Source organism: Nitrosomonas sp. Nm166 (assembly GCF_900112825.1).
GTDB lineage: Bacteria > Pseudomonadota > Gammaproteobacteria > Burkholderiales > Nitrosomonadaceae > Nitrosomonas.
Genome location: NZ_FONE01000011.1, coordinates 17,741 through 35,858, shown reverse-complemented (window position 1 = coordinate 35,858; position 18,118 = coordinate 17,741). Strand labels below are relative to the sequence as shown.

Below are 18,118 nucleotides of genomic sequence, written 5' to 3'. Positions count from 1 at the left end.
GTTAACAAGTCAATAATTAACGAGTTATCCAATCCATTTGCGTGCATTTCTGAACAAGCGTATCCACGGGCCATCTTCCGCTATATCCGACCCTGGTTTAATGGGATACCATGAATGCTGCGTAATCCGGAATACTCGTTCCGGATGCGGCATCAAGACATTAAAACGCCCATCGGGTGTGGTTAATCCAGTGATTCCCTGGGGCGATCCGCTGGGATTATAAGGATACTTTTCAGTTACCTGGCCGTGATTGTCGACAAAACGCATCGTCACCAGCGCAGCAGCATTTTCATGTTGACCGAAAGAAAATTCAACCCTGCCTTCACCATGGGCTACTGTGATCGGCATCCGGCTACCGGCCATACCATCAAAGAATAACGATGGGCTTTGTTGTATTTCCACCATGACAAAACGCGCCTCAAATTGTTCTGACAAATTGCGCCTGAAACGCGGCCAAGACTCCGCACCGGGAATGATTTCGTGCAAATTACTCATCATCTGGCAGCCATTGCATACGCCCAGTGCAAAGGTATCGCTGCGCTGAAAAAAAGCTTCAAATTCATCCCGTGCCCGGGGGTTGAATAAAATCGACTTGGCCCAGCCTTCGCCGGCGCCGAGCACATCACCATAAGAAAACCCGCCGCACGCGACAAATCCTTTGAAATCCTGCAATGAAATACGGCCTGTCATGATATCGCTCATATGCACATCAATCGCCGTAAAACCTGCCCGGTCGAACGCCGCCGCCATTTCCACATATCCGTTGACACCCTGCTCGCGTAGAATCGCCATGCGGGGACGCACACCGGTCTGGATATACGGTGCGGCAATATCGTCATCAGTATCAAAACACAATGTAACCTGAAGGCCGGAGTCGGCGGTATCGAGAATACGGTCATATTCCTGCTGCGCACAAACAGGGTTGTCGCGCAATTTTTGCATCTGATAGGTGGTTTCTGACCAGGCGCGCTGCAAATCGACCCGTTTTTCAGCCAGCAGCGGTTTATTATTGCGCATCAGGCGGATTTCATCGGCTTGATTCAATTGACCGATGACAAAACTGGCATCGCGCAACCCTGCTTGCGTCAGCACCTGCATGACTTCATGATGCTGCGCGGTCTTAATCTGCACAACGGCACCCAATTCTTCATTGAACAACACAGCAAACAATCGCTCCAGAAACCGACTGCCAGATTTCTCGGGTTGTAATTCGGATCCGTCGATATCGCTGCTATGCGCATCAAAACATAACTGATCCAGATTAACCGTTAGCCCATTATGTCCGGCAAAAGCCATTTCACACAAGGTAACGAACAGCCCGCCATCCGAACGGTCGTGATAAGCCAATAGTTTATTGTCTTGATTGAGCCGTTGGATGGCGGCAAAAAATGCTTTGAGTTTCTCCGCACCTGCTTCACCGTCAATGTTGGGAGCGACATTGCCCACTTGTTTATACACTTGCGCTAGCGCTGATCCTCCCAGGCGATTCTGCCCCTGTCCCAGATCGATCAGGATTAATTCAGTATCACCACAATCGCTGCGCAATTGAGGTGTCAAGGTTTTGCGCACATCGATCACGCTGGAGAATGCGGAGATAATCAAAGATAAAGGCGCCGTGACTTCCTTGCGGATTTTGGCATGCGTATGTTGATCTATTTCTTCCCAGAATGTCTTCATCGACATCGAATCTTTTCCTACCGGTATGCTGATTCCTAGCTGCGGACATAATTCCATGCCGATGGTATGCACCGCATCATAGAGCCCGGCATCTTCGCCCAGATGGCCAGCTGCTGCCATCCAATTGGCTGATAACTTGATTTTCCCGATCTCAGCAATCTGGGCTGCAGCGATATTAGTGATAGCTTCACCAACCGCCATTCGCGCCGCCGCTTCGGGATCAATCAGTGCCAACGGTGTACGCTCACCGATGGCAAAAGCTTCTCCCAGATAAGTCTGATACCCCATGCTGGTCACTGCCACATCAGCCACTGGAACTTGCCATGGGCCGACCATTTGATCGCGCACTGTCATCCCCCCAACACTGCGATCGCCAATCGTAATCAGAAAGGTTTTATCGGCCACCGCGGGTAAGCGCAAAAGCCTGTAAGCGGCGTCAAGCAAATCTATATTAGATAAATCGATAGCCGGTAATATTCTGTCGCTGCGCATGGCAGTGCGCGTCATTTTAGGCGGCTTGCCGAATAATACCGGCAACGGCATATCCACAGGCGGGATAGCGGATTGCGGATCCATCACCACCAGTTGTTCATCAGCGGTGGCCTCACCGACGACAGCATATGGGCAGCGCTCGCGCTCACAAATGCTTTGAAACAGCGCCAGCGATTCCGGCTTGATCGCTAAGGCATACCGTTCCTGCGCTTCATTACTCCAGATCTGCATCGGCGACATACTGGATTCTTCGGAAGGAATATCGCGTAAATTAAACCGCCCGCCTCTGCCCGAGTCATGCACCAATTCCGGAAACGCATTGGACAGGCCGCCGGCGCCGACATCATGGATGAATAAAATCGGATTATCGTTATCTGTTCTCTGCAATTGCCAGCAACGATCGATTACTTCCTGCGCGCGCCGTTGCATTTCCGGATTGCTCCGTTGCACCGAATCAAAATCCAGTACTTCCTCATTGGTACCGGTGTCCATGCTGGAAGCCGCGCCGCCGCCCAATCCAATCAGCATACCCGGACCGCCCAGTTGGATCAGCAAGGTGCCTGGTGGGAATTTTTCCTTGCGCACATGCAAGTTGGAAATCTGCCCGATACCTCCGGCCAGCATAATCGGCTTGTGATAACCGCGCACCTCGCCGGCAACACGTTCCTCATAAGTACGAAAATAACCTGCCAGGTTAGGTCGCCCGAATTCATTATTAAACGCAGCGCCGCCAATCGGCCCTTCCAGCATGATCTGCAAGGCTGAGGCGATACGTGTTGGTCTGCCATAGGTTGACTGATTATCCGCAGGGTTTGCACCATCGTATTCCCACGGTTGCGTATAACCGGAAATGTTCAGATTGGATACCGAAAAGCCGCATAATCCGGCTTTGGGTTTGGCACCGCGGCCGGTTGCGCCTTCATCGCGGATTTCTCCGCCGACCCCAGTTGCAGCACCCGGGAAAGGTGAAATGGCAGTCGGATGATTATGCGTTTCCACTTTCATCAACACATGTGTTTGTTCCTGAGCATAACTATAGATCTGCTGATTGCCCGGATAAAAGCGCGCGATCTCCGCCCCTTCAATGATGCTAGCATTGTCAGCATAAGCCACTAGGGTTCCTTGCGGGTGCGCTTGATGCGTATTACGGATCATTGCAAACAGAGATTTATCCTGCGGTTTACCATCCACAATCCAGTCTGCATTAAATATTTTGTGACGGCAGTGCTCGGAATTGGCCTGGGCAAACATCATCAATTCAACATCGGTAGGATTACGCCCTGCTTGATCGAAATGATACAGCAGATATTCAATTTCATCTTCCGATAACGCCAACCCCATGGACTGATTCGCTTCCCACAGCGCATCGATACCGCCATTCATCACATCAATAGTATTGAGCGGCTTCGGTTCAAAATGCTGAAATAATTTGGCTGCGTCATCAAACGAAGCAAAAACGGCTTCAGTCATCCGGTCATACAACAACGGGGCAAGACGCGTTTTATCGTCAGTCGAGAGCTGTGTATTGCATTGAATGTAAAATGCGATGCCCCGCTCGATGCGCTCGACAACCGTTAACCCACAGTGGTGCGCAATATCTGTCGCCTTTGTTGACCAGGGCGAGATCGTGCCCGGACGGGGCAATACTAAAAAAAACTCGCCGGAATGCTGCGTGTTTTCCTGAGCCATTTCATCATTTAATAATTTCTTCAGCGCAGCCAATTCATCATTCTGTAAATTTCGCGTTACCGAGCAAAAATGCCAGTATTCGGTATTCATCGCGGATACGTGCGGATTCAATGTATTAATTTCTTTGAGTAATTTTTCCAGACGAAACGGAGAAAGCGCACGTCCACCACAAAATTGAAGCATCAGGGAAAATAAGCAGTTATTTAAAGATTGCAATTTTACACGAGAAGATATATTTATCGCTGATCCTATTGTGATACTGAAACATATGACGATTGCCGATCCGGTTTTTTTTACCGCTGAAATACGAGAATTTGAGCGTCAGGCGACCGCACAGCCGAATCCTCCTCATTTAATGGAAAAAGCAGGACTGGCTGCTGCACAAGTAACCCGCGACGAATTACTTAAAAGCTATAACAAACGCATATTGGTACTTGCCGGACCGGGCAACAATGGTGGCGATGCATTTGTTGTAGCACGTTATCTAAAGGAATGGGGCAATACTGTCACTGTAGTATTTACCGGCGACTCCAACCGTATTCCACCTGATGCCAGGCAAGCGATACAAGCCTGGTTTACTATTGGCGGTGAAATTGTTGCAGATATGCCAGACAACCTCAATTGGAATGTCATCATTGACGGTTTGTTTGGCATCGGCCTGGATCAATCCAGAAATCGCCCGATTGAAGGCAAATACCTGAAATGGATCAATACCGTCAATCAGTCGAATGTACCGATTGTGTCATTAGATATCCCATCCGGCCTGGGCAGCGACGATGGTAGCATCTATGGTGCTGCGATACGCGCCACCATTACCGTAACTTTTATTGGCTTGAAACCCGGTTTGTTCACAAATTATGGACCTGAATGCTGCGGCACTGTTTTGTTACGCGACCTTGATATTCAGGGAATTTCACCGCCCGCGCCACAAAGCTGGCTGCTTAATAAAAAGCTTGCGCGATCGATATTGCCTCCTCCTCGGCCTGCCAATAGTCATAAAGGCACATTCGGTAGCCTTGTCATACTGGGTGGTTCGACGGGCATGGTAGGGGCTGCGCTGCTTACGGGTCGATCAGCACTCCATCTTGGAACAGGGCGCGTTTATCTGGGTTTACTGGCACACACGGTACCTACTGTCGATTTTCTACAGCCCGAGTTAATGCTGCGTTCTCCTTCTGAATTATTCAAACTCAAGCCGTTAAACTGCTTGGTGATTGGCCCCGGTTTAGGTAGCGAACCAGAAGCGTTGCTCTGGCTGGATCGTACGCTCAACACCGACTTAATATTGGTACTGGATGCCGATGCTTTAAATCTGATCGCCCTGGACTCGCATTTATCAAAAATACTCAATCAGCGCAAAGCGCCATCTATTTTAACCCCTCACCCTGCTGAAGCAGCTCGTCTTTTAAAAACGGATGTCACTACCATACAAAACGATCGTATGGGCGCAGCCTACAAAATTTCGCAACAATTCAATTGTTACGTCGTATTAAAGGGTGCTGGCAGTATCTGTTGCCTCTCGGATGGGAAACGCTACCTGAACACCAGTGGCAATCCCGGACTCAGCACTGCTGGAACCGGCGATGTATTAACCGGAATGATCGGCGCACTGATCGCGCAAGGCCTGAATCCTGATCGTGCGTTACTGCTCGCGGTTTACCTGCACGGCGCCGCTGCCGATCATCTGCTACGACAAAATCATGGCCCATTGGGAATGACCGCATCCGAGATTATTGTTGCTGCGCGTTTACTGCTGAATGAATGGATCTATCAGAAAATCAATTCATCAGATTAAGAATAAGAGTTTCCGTTTCAAATTGATCACTTGCGTTTACGCGCAATGCTCGTCTGATCAAGCTTTTTCTGTTAGAGCTCATCGTGGAAATTTTAGAAGCTGTCTTAAAAAAGATCATACACATTTAGCCACCGTCAACCTTAGCATGGCGATACGCACCATGTTCTCAGCGCTACGAGCCCGAATCTCATAATCCTTGGACAGTCGTCTGAAGTTTCCCAGCCAGGCAAAGGTTCGCTCCACAATCCAGCGAATGGGCAAAACTGCAAAGGTATCCTGAATACGTTCAGAGATATGCATTTTCAAGCCAGGCACCTGCTCAACAAAGTCTACAGCAGTGCCTCGATAGCCTGCATCACCGGAGAAGATGCTAATGCGCGGAAATTTTTCCACTGCCGCATGCAATACAAAATGAGCTGCCTTGGTGTCATGGGTATTGGCAGCATGAACAATGACCTGGATTAGATGACCTGGCGTATCAACCACGATATGGCGCTTCCTGCCCTTGATTTTCCTGCCTCCATCGAAGCCACGACAATCACTGTACGACACGGTCTTAACGCTTTGCGAGTCTATGATCCCCAAACCGGGGGGTTGGCTCTTTGCCGCTTTTTTTCGATGGATTTCATTGATCTCGTCCAACGCGCTCTCCCAGATATTCCGTTGGTTCCAGCGCCAATAATGGTCGTAAACAGTTTTCCACGACGGAAAGTCCGTAGGCTATGCGCCATTGGGCACCAGTTTTGTTAATGTAGAGAATTGCATTAACGATAATACGCTTGCTGTGTGTCGGCTTTTGCCCTCAAGGATCCTTGCGCTCAAAATGGTGGGCAACCAATGCCCATTCCTCGTCAGATAAATCACTTGGGTACATGGAATTCATAAAACAGAATAGTTAAGAACATTGTTAACTATTTGATAAATCATTTAATTATTTCAAGACAGCTTCTTAGATGGTATTGGCTTTACCTGACAACTCATCTATTAAATCGCTATAATGTGAACAAATAATGAGTCAGTCTCTGATTGTCGCACCATTTACGCAGAGTCTCAGCAGTATAAACTATCTTGGATGCTCGATTCCAGGGCTGCTCACTGCGATTCATACCTCCCTTAGTGCTCATGTACCAGTCGGACTGCATGTTTTCGTATCTCAGGTGAATATCTTGTTTATTTTTTCATTTCTATCTTTCTAAGATATGAGTCCCTGGCAAACCGGGGTGATTCATAATTTATCTTTGCATAGGCATATACGATGACCAGCACAAATAATTATCTGAAAAGCACTGCTCCCAGAAGGGAATCTCTCGGCGTGCTAAGCTTGGCTGCATTGGGCGTAGTGTATGGGGATATTGGCACAAGTCCGTTATACGTCATGAAAACTGTTTTTGATCCTACTCACGGACTTGCTATTACTGATCATAATATCATTGGCGTCGTCTCCCTGATTTTTTGGGCGATTATGATTGTAGTAACCCTCAAATATATAACCCTGTTTCTACGTGCCGATAATCATGGTGAAGGTGGCATTATGGCGCTGCTATCGCTTGCCAGCTCTTCGGTCATTAACCGCCCTCAATTGCGAAATATGCTTTTTATGATTGGGGCATTTGGTGCCGCATTGTTTTATGGAGACGGTGTCATTACTCCCGCCATATCCGTGTTAAGTGCAGTGGAAGGATTGGAAGTCGCAACGCCACTGCTCCAGCCCTACGTATTACCGATTACATTAATTATCCTGATTTCACTTTTCCTGATTCAGCAACGCGGCACTGGTAAAGTTGGAGTAATGTTCGGGCCGGTAACTCTGCTATGGTTCGTTACCTTGGGGTTCATCGGTGTGATCAATATTGCTGCGGCACCTGAAATTCTGCAAGCTTTTAATCCATTCTTCGCTGTTAGCTTTTGCCTGAACAACGGATTAATCGCTTTTATTACTTTTGGAGCCGTGGTGCTGGCAGTCACGGGAGGTGAGGCACTGTATGCCGACATGGGCCATTTTGGCGTAAAACCGATTCGCCTCGCCTGGTATGGATGTGTCCTTCCCGCACTCATACTGAACTACCTAGGACAAGGAGCTCTTCTACTCGCCAATCCGTCAGCCATTTCCAATCCTTTTTTTCTGCTGTTCCCATCATGGGCTCTTTATCCAATGGTTGTGCTGGCTACAGCAGCCACCGTGATTGCATCACAGGCGGTAATTTCTGGCGTTTTCTCGGTAACTCGCCAAGCTATTCAGCTCGGATTCTTGCCTCGCATGCAAATCAGACATACATCAGATCAAAAAATTGGTCAGATATATATTCCTTTTGTTAATTGGATTCTATTAGCAGCTGTGATCATGGCTGTCGCTGGGTTTGGTTCTTCATCCAATCTGGCATCAGCGTACGGCGTAGCTGTTACCGCTACGATGGTGATTGAAACACTACTGACTTTTTTTGTTCTTCGTTTTACTTGGAACTATCCTTTAATTGTAAGCATATTAGTGACTGGTTTTTTCCTCACAGTTGATGCCACCTTTTTTGCCGCCACAATATTGAAAATCTTCCAAGGGGGCTGGTTTCCCCTGGTCATCGGCGCTATTATATTTTTTATAATGATTACCTGGAATCACGGACGTAAAATTTTGGTGGAACACTTGCGCTCCGTTGATATTCCTCTTGAACCATTTCTAGAATCACTCATAGAGAAACCACCGGCACGGGTAGTTGGAACGGCGGTTTTTCTGACATCTAATCCGAACGGGGTACCTCATGCGCTATTGCATAATCTCGCCCATAATCAAGTCTTACATGAATGTGTAGTATTTTTAACTGTGAATTATCTAGAAACTCCCAGAGTCTCACACGAAGAACGGATTTCGATAAAATCACTCATAGGAAATTGCTATCAAGTAACGGTCCGGTATGGCTTTAAAGATGAACCTGATTTACCTGCCGCGCTTGAAACATGCAAGCAATATGGGCTTGAGTTCGAGCTGCTAAAAACATCCTTTTTCTTAAGCCGAGAGATTATTGTATCAACCCCTGGCGGGGGCATGACACAGTGGCAAGAACGAATTTTCGCTACGATGGCTAGAAATGCCAGTAATGCAGCTGAATACTTTAAATTACCGGCCAATCGCATCCTTGAGTTGGGCACGCGAATAGAAATCTAGCTCATGAGTGGCTACCAAAGCAATTCCTCCAGCATATCAGACGATGCCCAGCAACCACGTAAATGTTTTACTTCTTTTCAGCTGAAATCAAGATTCCATCAAGCTGCACCAATTGTGTTTACACGGCAATAATGTGAAAATTCAACAATTATAGATAGACACTGGACTTCATTAATAATACATTTCAACCAATATAAACCTTGATTTGCTCGGATTCAGGCAATTCCGCCATCATGGCAAGAATCAAAAAACATCATGAAAAAATTTTTCTTAGCTTTAACATTGACCTTCATAAGCACTAGCACGCTGGCTGAATGGACCAAGGTGGGTGAAAGTGCTAATAAAGGTGGTTTCACAGCGTATGCTGACCTGGCCTCAATTCGGAAAGTAGGAGATAGAGTTAAAATGTGGGCTTTATTTGATTACGAAATCGTGCAGAAGGTGGCAGGTGTTGAATTTCTATCTGAGAAAATTCGGCGCGAGTACGACTGCAAAGAGAAACAAATGAGAAAGCTTGCCTTCTCGCTATTTAGTTGGAATATGGAAGGCGGAGAGCTCGTCCGCTCATATAGCCAACCCCAGAAATGGGAAGCCATACAGCCTGGCAGTATTGATGAAACTGAATGGGAGGTGGCTTGTAGCAGTAAATAATATGCTTCATCTGATCGAACAAATCCTTCAAGGGATAAAGCATTTGGAATTGTTATTTATCACTTAAGCATATATTATTTACCAGCTGCTTTTATTGCATCCAGATTAGCTTGAGCATCTGCATTTCCTTGAGCCGCAGCTTTCTCAAACCATTCAATCGCTTTTTTCTCGTCTCTCTCTATCCCTTCACCAGTAAAATACATTGCTCCCAAATTATTTTGGGCATTTACGTGCCCCTGTTCTGCAGCTTTTCTGAATAATTCGACGGCTTGCGCCATATCTTTTTCTACACCCTCACCATTTGCATACATTAATCCCAGATTAGCTTGAGCATCTGCATAACCTTGCTCAGCTGCACGAAAAAACCAGCCTGCTGCCAATTCAGGATCATTGCTTAATACCTGACCAGATGAACTCTTAGAAATGGCTTCACCCGTATAATACATAACACCCAAGGCATTCTGAGCAGCAGGATTCCCTGCTTTCGCATCTTCTACCAATACCTTAAATTTTTTCTCGGCTGCTTCAACATCGTCTACCCCTGGCGGTAAAATCTGTTCCTTGAGATCGGCTTTTTCTTCAGGTGTCAGACCTTCACTGAGTATTGATGGAATTTCACCCAGTTTAGTTACTTCATCCATCACTGCTGATGAAGCACTGGTTTCTGATTTCTCACTTGGTGATTTTTCACCGCAACCTGCCAGTAACAAAATTACTGTAGTAAGTAATAAAACAGCTAAGGCATTCATTTATAATTTCCTTTACTTTAGTTTCACTAGAACAATTCAGTAGAATATAGCAGTTGATACTCTTTGCTATTTGGCGCCAGATTTTCTCAGCAATTCAGTAACCTCTTTGTGACGATAAAGATTAGCAAGCATTATAGCCGTCATTCCATTGCTTGCTTTAAGATTGAGATCGGCGTTTGCTGCAATTATTGAATAAACTGCGCCCAGATGACCATGCTGAGCAGCCAGCATTAATGCTGTTGCACCATTTTCCAACTGATAATTAACATCGGCCTTTGCTTTGACCAGAAGCTGGATAGTCTGCTGATAGCCCTGCTGCGCGGCAAGTAACAATGCTGTCATGCCATTACTTCTTTTCGCATTGACATCTGCATTGGCAGCCACTAATAATGGGATAACTTTTCTTCTATCTTTTTCAGAAGCCAAGATTAGAGCTGTATCATTTTCTTCGGAAACAGCGTTAACGTCTGCATCAGCAGCCAGTAAAATTTCTACTATTTGATCACGGCCATCACGTGCAGCGTGCATTAATGGCGTATAACCATTTTCTGCCCTTAGATTTACATCTACCCCCGCTTGCAAAAATTGCTCGACGATTGCAACATTGCCTTTTTTGACAGCTATCCGAAAAGCAGCATTTAACTCTTCTTGTCCAATGGACTGAGTATCCAGTATTTTTTTTACTAACGGAGCATTCCCTTTATCTGCCGCAGCCACCAGCTCACTATCAATTTTTATTGACCAGGCATTGGTAGAAAAACTTACAAATAAAAGCAATATAAGCTTTATTAATTCATTTCTTAATCTCGCCATGCAAAAAATCCTATCGTACTTTCAAACAATTAATTAAGTTCGTCATCGACAACCTATAGCTGTCTAGATAAATCTACCGCATCGGTATCTATTAAATAAGAATGGTAGGGTTATGTAATTATGCCATTTTTTTACCCTGTGCATCATTACAAACTGACCAGTTACTTAATTTCATGATGATTATTACTATGCTATCCTTGATCATGAGAAATCAAGCTAATCAGTTCAAGTTCGGATGGGTTAGAGAAAACTACTCAGTTAAGCGTACATCTTGTAATTTAACCTTGAAGCTGAAATTTAATCTCTATTAAGTTTAAAAAATTCATATGACTGCTGATCATTACGACATCGTTATCATCGGAGGTGGTCCTGTAGGCATGGCACTAGCGCTTGCTTTGCACGATACAGGCATTTCTAGCTTATTACTTGAAGCCCGAGGCCTGCCGGAAAAAGTTGAAGATCCCCGCCCATTGGCATTATCACATGGCAGTCATCTAATATTGCATCGCTTAGGAATATGGAACACGCTCACCCAAAAGACTCCGATTACCACGATTCATATCTCTAATCGGAACAGCTTCGGTCAGACTATTTTAACGCCTCGCGATGCAGGTGTTTCCACATTGGGATTTGTAGTTAATTATCATGATCTTTTTCGTTCTATGCATCAAAAACTCGATGAAAGCAAAGCCGATTATATTGCTGGTGCAACAGTTACCAGACTGGATACTAGGGAAAATTCAGGTATTGTATATTTCGACTACCAAGGCAGAGAGGAAAAGGTAACTGCCAAGCTGCTCGTTCTTGCTGATGGTGGCCAGCTTGCCAAGCAAGTACCTTATATTACTTATCAAACTCATGATTATCAGCAGTGGGCAGTCGTTGCAAATGTCAAGGCTGAGAAGAAACAGACCGGTATCGCGTATGAACGTTTTACGAATAGTGGTCCGGTAGCATTGCTCCCTAATCAGGAAGATTTTTCCTTAGTCTGGACTGTAACTCCAGAGACCGCCAAAGAAATCATCGCAATGAATGATGAGGCATTTTTAATGCGATTGCATCAACACTTTGGGGATAGGCTGGGAAAATTCATTGGCGCAGGCAAAAGATCTGCATTTCCATTAGCACTTAAATATGCAACACCAGTTACAGCACAAAGAATTGCCTTAATCGGTAATGCCGCTCAGACACTGCATCCAGTGGCAGGACAAGGGTTTAATCTGGGGCTAAGAGATGCTTATGAATTAGCTGGAGAAATTGTTAATACAAAAACTACAGCAGGTGAAATTGGTACGCCTGCGATGTTGTCAAGATATCGCCAAAGAAGACAAATCGACAGCAGTGCCGGCAGAATCTTTACAGACTCTCTAGTTAAAATCTTCTCTAATGAAAACAAAATACTAAAACAAACCTGTGGACTGGGGCTCAGTATATTGGACTGTACTCCACCCCTAAAACGATTTATTTCACGCCGAATGATATTCGGAGCAAGAGGATAATTCACATCACAGCTCCCTATCCTATCTGACAGAAGCTATAATTGGCCATCAAGCAAATATAAAATCTCACCGTACTTTTATTGCTGTTTGAGCCGCCCTTTTTCCTGAAACAATTCAGCATAAAAGGTAAGTAATTATGTTAATAAATTTTTAAGTATTTCCACATGCAAATCGGTTCTCATATTTTAAAAAACAAGCTCATTGTTGCCCCCATGGCCGGTGTCACCGATCGGCCATTTCGACAATTGTGTAAGCTCATGGGAGCTGGCATGGCGGTTTCTGAAATGGTATCGAGCAATTCCTTACTTTGGGGATCCAAAAAAACTCAGCGAAGAGCTAATCACGAAGGTGAGGTTTCTCCAATCTCTGTCCAAATTGCTGGCGCCGACCCTGAAATGCTTGCAGCTGCAGCACGCTACAATGTTGAAAAGGGCGCTCAAGTTATTGATATTAATATGGGTTGCCCGGCAAAAAAAATATGCAATGTAATGGCAGGCTCCGCTTTACTACAAGATGAAAAATTAGTTGGAAAAATTCTTGATGCGGTTGTAAATGCCGTCGATATTCCTGTCACCCTTAAGATTCGCACAGGTTGGGATAAACAACATAAAAATGCCTTATCCATCGCACGTATTGCAGAAAACGCTGGCATCCAAGCCTTGGCCATTCATGGCCGTACACGTGCTTGCGCATATACGGGCGAGGCGGAATACGACACGATAGCTGCTGTTAAGGCATCTGCCAAGATTCCTGTCATTGCTAATGGGGATATTACTACACCTGAAAAAGCAAAACATATTCTTGCTTATACAAAAGCGGATGCTATTATGATAGGACGTGCAGCACAAGGGCGACCATGGATTTTTCGCGAAATAAATCATTATCTTGTTACTGGCCAACACCTGGAAGCACCTGAAGTAACTGAGATACATCAAGTGCTCGTTAATCATCTACATGATTTATATGATTTCTATGGCGAATACTCGGGTGTTCGCATCGCGCGCAAGCATATTTCCTGGTATACCAAAGGCTTGGTTGGCTCTGCCAGCTTTCGTCATGCCATGAATCAATTACAGACTAGTGATCAGCAAATAACTGAAACAAATATTTTTTTCTCGAAATTAGCTGAAGAAAGTCAAAGATTGAGCTATATCAATAAAGAGGAAACATCAGTTTATGAATGCAATGAAGGAGAATGAGATTGCATCTTGTATCCGCAAGGCTATCGTTGATTATCTCAATGATCTAGACGGAGAAAAACCAGGCCACATCTATAATATGGTAATCAATAGCGTGGAAAAACCTCTGATTGAAATCGCACTACAACATACTCATGGAAACCAGACGCAAGCTTCTGAACTACTCGGAATTAATCGCAATACTTTACGTCAAAAAATGAAGCAATACCAAATTAAATGACTATCAAGCACGCGCTCATCAGTGTCTCAGACAAGACAGGAATAATTGATTTAGCACAAAAATTGACCCAACATGGCATAACCATCATTTCAACCGGCGGTACTGCTAAATTATTGCATGAAGCCGGAGTAGCAGTAATTGAAGTTAGCGATTATACAGGGTTTCCAGAGATGCTAGACGGTCGAGTCAAAACGCTACATCCCAAAATTCATGCTGGCATACTTGCGCGTGGAGATTTATCGAACCATCAGGAAGCGCTTGAGAAAGCAGGTATTCCAAGTATCGCGTTAGTAATCGTCAATCTATATCCGTTTCGGCAAACTATTGCAAAACAAGATTGTAGTTTGGATGAGGCTATTGAAAATATTGACGTTGGTGGCCCCACCATGGTGCGTGCAGCAGCCAAGAACTACCAGAAAGTCACCATTGTCACCGATCCTCAGGATTATCCGCTACTCTATGAAGAGCTCGAAGCAAATGGTGGATCTATCGGCCTAACTACCCGTTTTAAATTGGCGCAAAAAGCTTTTACCCATACAGCCTCCTATGATAGCGCCATCAGTAATTACCTAACTTCGCTGGATACGGATTTTCATCATAAAGATTTTCCAGATACCCTCAATCTGAATTTCAGTATTGCACAACATTTACGCTATGGAGAAAACCCACATCAGAAAGCTGCATTTTATCGGGATGAAATCATCTCGCCGGGTAGCTTGGCAAATTATCAGCAGTTGCAAGGTAAGGAATTATCCTACAATAACATCGGGGATACTGATGCAGCCTGGGAATGCGTCAAAACTTTTGATAAGCCGGCCTGCGTGATTGTTAAACATGCCAATCCTTGCGGAGTAGCCATCGCAGAAACTCCGCTACGTGCTTATCAACTTGCGTTTGCGACTGATCCAACTTCTGCTTTTGGCGGCATTATTGCGTTTAACCGAACTGTAGATAAAGATACCATCGGGGCTGTCTTAAATCAGTTTGTTGAAGTGATTATTGCACCAGAAATCACCCAAGAAGCACAACAATTGCTCGGGCAAAAAAACAATATTCGCGTACTGGTTCTGCCATTAGCGAATGGATATCATCAGTATGATTTAAAACGCATCGGTGGGGGAATCCTTGTACAAACGCCTGATATGCGAAACATCACAGCTTCAGATCTTAAAATAGTCACAAAAGTACAGCCCACACCACAACAATTGGAAGATTTATTGTTTGCATGGCGAGTAGCAAAATTTGTTAAATCAAACGCGATCGTATTTTGCCACAATGGGCAAACCTTAGGCATTGGTGCCGGCCAGATGAGCCGTGTTGATAGTGCGCGTATTGCATCTATAAAAGCACAACAGGCGGGCTTCTCATTGGCAGGATCAGTGGTTGCATCTGATGCGTTTTTTCCTTTCAGGGATGGATTAGATATCGTCATACAGGCAGGTGCAACCGCAATCATTCAACCCGGCGGCAGTATCCGGGACAACGAAGTCATTGCTGCTGCTGATGAGCAAAATGTTTCAATGGTATTTACCGGTATTCGTCATTTCAGACACTAAGCGATCGTTCCAATATTATGAAATTACTCGTCATTGGCAGTGGAGGCAGAGAACATGCGCTGGCATGGAAGTTAAGTTTATCACCGCGAATTCATAAAGTATTTGTGGCGCCAGGTAACGCGGGTACCGCGCAAGAACGTGGACTCGAAAATATTTCGATCACATCGATTCCTGAATTGATCGAATTTGCAAAAAAAGAACAGATCGCAATTACGATAGTCGGCCCGGAAACGCCGTTAGCTGATGGCATCGTTGATGCATTCCAGGCAGCCAATCTGATCATCTTTGGACCTACGCAAAAAGCAGCACAGCTTGAAACTTCAAAAGTCTTTGCCAAGGAATTTATGCAACGGCACCATATTCCTACCGCTGCCTATGCAACTTTCACAGATCCTGTACTGGCGCACCAATATATTGATCAAACATCCCTCCCTCTAGTGGTTAAGGCGGATGGTTTGGCTGCAGGGAAAGGCGTGGTGGTTGCGCAAACCAATGAACAAGCGCATTCTGCTGTGAATGCCATACTTGTCAAAAAAAATTTTGGTAGCGCTGGAAGTGAAATTATTATCGAAGAATTTCTACAGGGAGTCGAGGTAAGCTTTATTGTGATGACGGATGGTCAACATATTTTACCGCTAGCAACCAGCCAAGATCATAAACGTCTTTATGATGGTGAATCAGGACCTAATACCGGTGGGATGGGCGCCTATTCACCCACACCTTTTATTTCTCCGAGTCTGCATGCAAAGATCCTGCGCGATATCATTTATCCAGTCATCACAGGCATGCGACAAGAAGGGATCAATTACAGCGGTTTCCTCTACGCAGGATTAATGATCACTGAAGAAAATCAGGCAAAAGTTTTAGAATTTAACTGCCGATTGGGAGATCCTGAAACTCAGCCGATCATGCTGCGATTAAAAAGTGATCTTTTTACATTAATTGAACATGCTGTGAATGGAACGCTGAATAAAGTTGATGTAGAGTGGGATCGTCGTGCTGCGCTGGGCGTTGTGATGGCAGCACAAGGTTATCCTGAGAATCCCAGAAAAAATGATGTTATTCATGGCTTATCTCAACTAATAAATGAGCAAGCACACACTGATAATTTTCATATTTTTCATTCCGGAACTGTTGCGGGAGGTGAAGATGGAAAGGGAATCTTAACAGCCGGAGGACGTGTTTTATGCATTACAGCATTAGGTGACAGCATTAAAATTGCTCAACAAAATGCTTATAAGCTCATCGAAAATATTCACTTCAACGATTATCAGATTCGCCGAGATATAGGATATCAGGGCATCAATTACCAGAAAAAAATAAATAACTGCTCGGCCGACTGATCGTTTTGAGAGTTAATTTTCTAAACTTTAAGATAATCATTGTTCACTGATTGTTAAGAATCAGATGAAATCGAATAGGGTCAAACTAGAAATCTTGATATAGGATTGCTGTGCTGCCTGCAAATATAACTGTTGCCGCTGCAAATCAGAAATTGCTTTCGCGAAATCGACATCTTGCAGGTGTGAAAGTGATTGCTCAAACTGGATGTTCTGATCGCTGCCAATATTTTCCAAGGTATCGATTTCCTGAAGCCGAGCACCAATAGAAGATTGTTTCGCAAGTACATGCTCCAAGCTGTTGTCAATATTTTGTAATGTTGAACTGATAATATTTGCAAGTCGGGTACCTCCAGGCTGGCCACTGGAAGGAGTCTCAAGTACCGTAATCAAATTACCTACTGTTTCAAAAATACTCTGATTAGTGCTTGGAGAGACCGTAAATTTGTCTCCATTCGCAGGATCGCCTTTAATACTCAACTGCATCCCGTCAAAACTGATCGTATTGTTATTGACATAAGCATTACCTAATGAAACTGGCAAACCTGTTGTGGTATTAACAATATCGTAAATTGTCACACCAGCAGTCACTGTAAAGCTTATTTCATAATTATCACCAGTTAAGCTGGTAGGCGTAATAACTGATCCCACATCAATAATACCTGTACCAGTATTCAATGGATCAGCTGCTGTTATAAAAACCCCATTTCCATTTTTAATACGCTCAAAAATATCTGTGCCTGTATCACTGACAGCAAGCTGGCGTGACGGACCTACTTGATTCAATCTCTGTCCTTGATCTCCCATATATTGCACATTTAACCCAGCCTGAACAAAGGGTTTTGTATTTGCCTGATATCCCGAAAACAGAAATTGCCCTTTTTCATCCGTAGTATTGGCAAGACCAACCAGAGATTCTAATTGACTGCGCAATTCTGTAGCCAGAATCTTTCTGTCAGCATCAGTCAGTGTCGCACTCCCAGCATGAACTGTTGCTTCATGCACATCCTGAAGTAGTAACGTTACATTCTTCAATACATTTTCTTCCAGTCCCAGAGCAGAATTTGCGCTGATACGATTTATCGAATATTGCTGGTTGAGTGATGCTGATTGTGTGATGTTTAACACTTGCGCAGCAGAAATTGGATCATCTGAAGGTGTCAGGATACGCCTACCGGTGGAAAGTTGTTGCTGTGTCTTAATTAACGCTTCTTGTTGTTGGAGCATTAAGTGAGTCCCTACTTCATAGATTGTATTGCTACTAATACGCATCATGCTATC

General features: G+C 44.7%; 12 protein-coding genes and 1 pseudogene. 8 read left to right on the top strand and 5 right to left on the bottom strand.

Features of this window, described 5'->3' with window-relative positions; genetic code table 11:
- Nucleotides 1–24 precede the first annotated feature (24 nt).
- Nucleotides 25–4,041, bottom strand: a complete 4,017-nt coding sequence (purL, locus tag BM021_RS04905; RefSeq protein ID WP_090719477.1) for a phosphoribosylformylglycinamidine synthase — start codon at nt 4,039–4,041, stop codon at nt 25–27.
- 70 nt (nt 4,042–4,111) lie between these two features.
- Here purL and BM021_RS04900 point away from each other — a divergent pair, with 70 nt between their 5' ends.
- Complete coding sequence (locus tag BM021_RS04900) at nt 4,112–5,653, top strand: NAD(P)H-hydrate dehydratase (RefSeq protein WP_371116130.1); 1,542 nt, start codon at nt 4,112–4,114, stop codon at nt 5,651–5,653.
- A gap of 114 nt (nt 5,654–5,767) precedes the next feature.
- Here the strand turns inward: BM021_RS04900 and BM021_RS04895 are convergent.
- Nucleotides 5,768–6,361 (bottom strand): annotated as a pseudogene (locus BM021_RS04895) (IS5 family transposase); the annotation flags it as partial.
- Between the two features lie 547 nt (nt 6,362–6,908).
- Between BM021_RS04895 and BM021_RS04890 the strand changes: the two are divergent.
- Nucleotides 6,909–8,810 (top strand): potassium transporter Kup, encoded by a 1,902-nt coding sequence (locus BM021_RS04890; RefSeq protein WP_090719473.1) that lies wholly within the window; start codon nt 6,909–6,911, stop codon nt 8,808–8,810.
- Between the two features lie 255 nt (nt 8,811–9,065).
- On the top strand, nt 9,066–9,461 hold the full coding sequence (locus BM021_RS04885; protein WP_090719471.1) for a surface-adhesin E family protein: 396 nt from the start codon (nt 9,066–9,068) through the stop codon (nt 9,459–9,461).
- A gap of 74 nt (nt 9,462–9,535) precedes the next feature.
- On the opposite strand, the gene BM021_RS04880 is transcribed toward BM021_RS04885, so the two are convergent.
- Nucleotides 9,536–10,210 carry a tetratricopeptide repeat protein gene (locus BM021_RS04880; RefSeq protein WP_090719469.1) on the bottom strand — a complete coding sequence of 225 codons (675 nt, stop codon included), beginning with the start codon at nt 10,208–10,210 and terminating at the stop codon, nt 9,536–9,538.
- A 66-nt stretch (nt 10,211–10,276) separates the two neighbouring features.
- A complete protein-coding gene (locus tag BM021_RS04875) occupies nt 10,277–11,023 on the bottom strand; it encodes an ankyrin repeat domain-containing protein (RefSeq protein WP_090719467.1) in 747 nt (248 codons plus the stop codon).
- A gap of 326 nt (nt 11,024–11,349) precedes the next feature.
- On the opposite strand from BM021_RS04875, the gene BM021_RS04870 reads away from it, so the two are divergent.
- The 5 genes from BM021_RS04870 to purD all read left to right on the top strand — a co-directional run bounded on the left by BM021_RS04870 (nt 11,350) and on the right by purD (nt 16,840).
- Nucleotides 11,350–12,522, top strand: coding sequence for an FAD-dependent monooxygenase (locus BM021_RS04870; RefSeq protein WP_090719465.1), 1,173 nt, complete (start codon nt 11,350–11,352; stop codon nt 12,520–12,522).
- Nucleotides 12,523–12,686: 164 nt separating this feature from the next.
- Nucleotides 12,687–13,721, top strand: a complete 1,035-nt coding sequence (gene dusB, locus BM021_RS04865) for a tRNA dihydrouridine synthase DusB (RefSeq protein WP_090719463.1) — start codon at nt 12,687–12,689, stop codon at nt 13,719–13,721.
- A complete protein-coding gene (locus BM021_RS04860) occupies nt 13,699–13,941 on the top strand; it encodes a helix-turn-helix domain-containing protein (protein ID WP_090719461.1) in 243 nt (80 codons plus the stop codon). Before dusB ends, BM021_RS04860 begins: the two co-directional genes overlap by 23 nt.
- Nucleotides 13,938–15,497: a bifunctional phosphoribosylaminoimidazolecarboxamide formyltransferase/IMP cyclohydrolase gene (purH, locus tag BM021_RS04855; RefSeq protein WP_090719459.1), complete on the top strand. Its 1,560-nt coding sequence runs from the start codon at nt 13,938–13,940 to the stop codon at nt 15,495–15,497. The genes BM021_RS04860 and purH overlap by 4 nt, the downstream gene beginning before the upstream one ends.
- Before the next feature lie 17 nt (nt 15,498–15,514).
- Nucleotides 15,515–16,840 carry a phosphoribosylamine--glycine ligase gene (purD, locus tag BM021_RS04850; protein WP_090719457.1) on the top strand — a complete coding sequence of 442 codons (1,326 nt, stop codon included), beginning with the start codon at nt 15,515–15,517 and terminating at the stop codon, nt 16,838–16,840.
- 60 nt (nt 16,841–16,900) lie between these two features.
- Here the strand turns inward: purD and flgL are convergent, their stop codons facing one another.
- Entirely contained in the window at nt 16,901–18,112 is a 1,212-nt protein-coding gene (gene flgL, locus BM021_RS04845) for a flagellar hook-associated protein FlgL (RefSeq protein WP_256207774.1), read from the bottom strand.
- Nucleotides 18,113–18,118: the final 6 nt, after the last annotated feature.

Bases quoted from the DNA above. Each gene is read 5' to 3' on its own strand.
- flgL (WP_256207774.1), bottom strand. From the start codon at position 18,112: ATGATGCGTATTAGTAGCAATACAATCTATGAAGTAGGGACTCACTTA.
- purL (WP_090719477.1), bottom strand. From the start codon at position 4,041: ATGCTTCAATTTTGTGGTGGACGTGCGCTTTCTCCGTTTCGTCTGGAA.
- dusB (WP_090719463.1), top strand. From the start codon at position 12,687: ATGCAAATCGGTTCTCATATTTTAAAAAACAAGCTCATTGTTGCCCCC.
- BM021_RS04880 (WP_090719469.1), bottom strand. From the start codon at position 10,210: ATGAATGCCTTAGCTGTTTTATTACTTACTACAGTAATTTTGTTACTG.
- purD (WP_090719457.1), top strand. From the start codon at position 15,515: ATGAAATTACTCGTCATTGGCAGTGGAGGCAGAGAACATGCGCTGGCA.
- BM021_RS04885 (WP_090719471.1), top strand. From the start codon at position 9,066: ATGAAAAAATTTTTCTTAGCTTTAACATTGACCTTCATAAGCACTAGC.
- BM021_RS04860 (WP_090719461.1), top strand. From the start codon at position 13,699: ATGAATGCAATGAAGGAGAATGAGATTGCATCTTGTATCCGCAAGGCT.
- BM021_RS04890 (WP_090719473.1), top strand. From the start codon at position 6,909: ATGACCAGCACAAATAATTATCTGAAAAGCACTGCTCCCAGAAGGGAA.
- BM021_RS04875 (WP_090719467.1), bottom strand. From the start codon at position 11,023: ATGGCGAGATTAAGAAATGAATTAATAAAGCTTATATTGCTTTTATTT.
- BM021_RS04870 (WP_090719465.1), top strand. From the start codon at position 11,350: ATGACTGCTGATCATTACGACATCGTTATCATCGGAGGTGGTCCTGTA.
- purH (WP_090719459.1), top strand. From the start codon at position 13,938: ATGACTATCAAGCACGCGCTCATCAGTGTCTCAGACAAGACAGGAATA.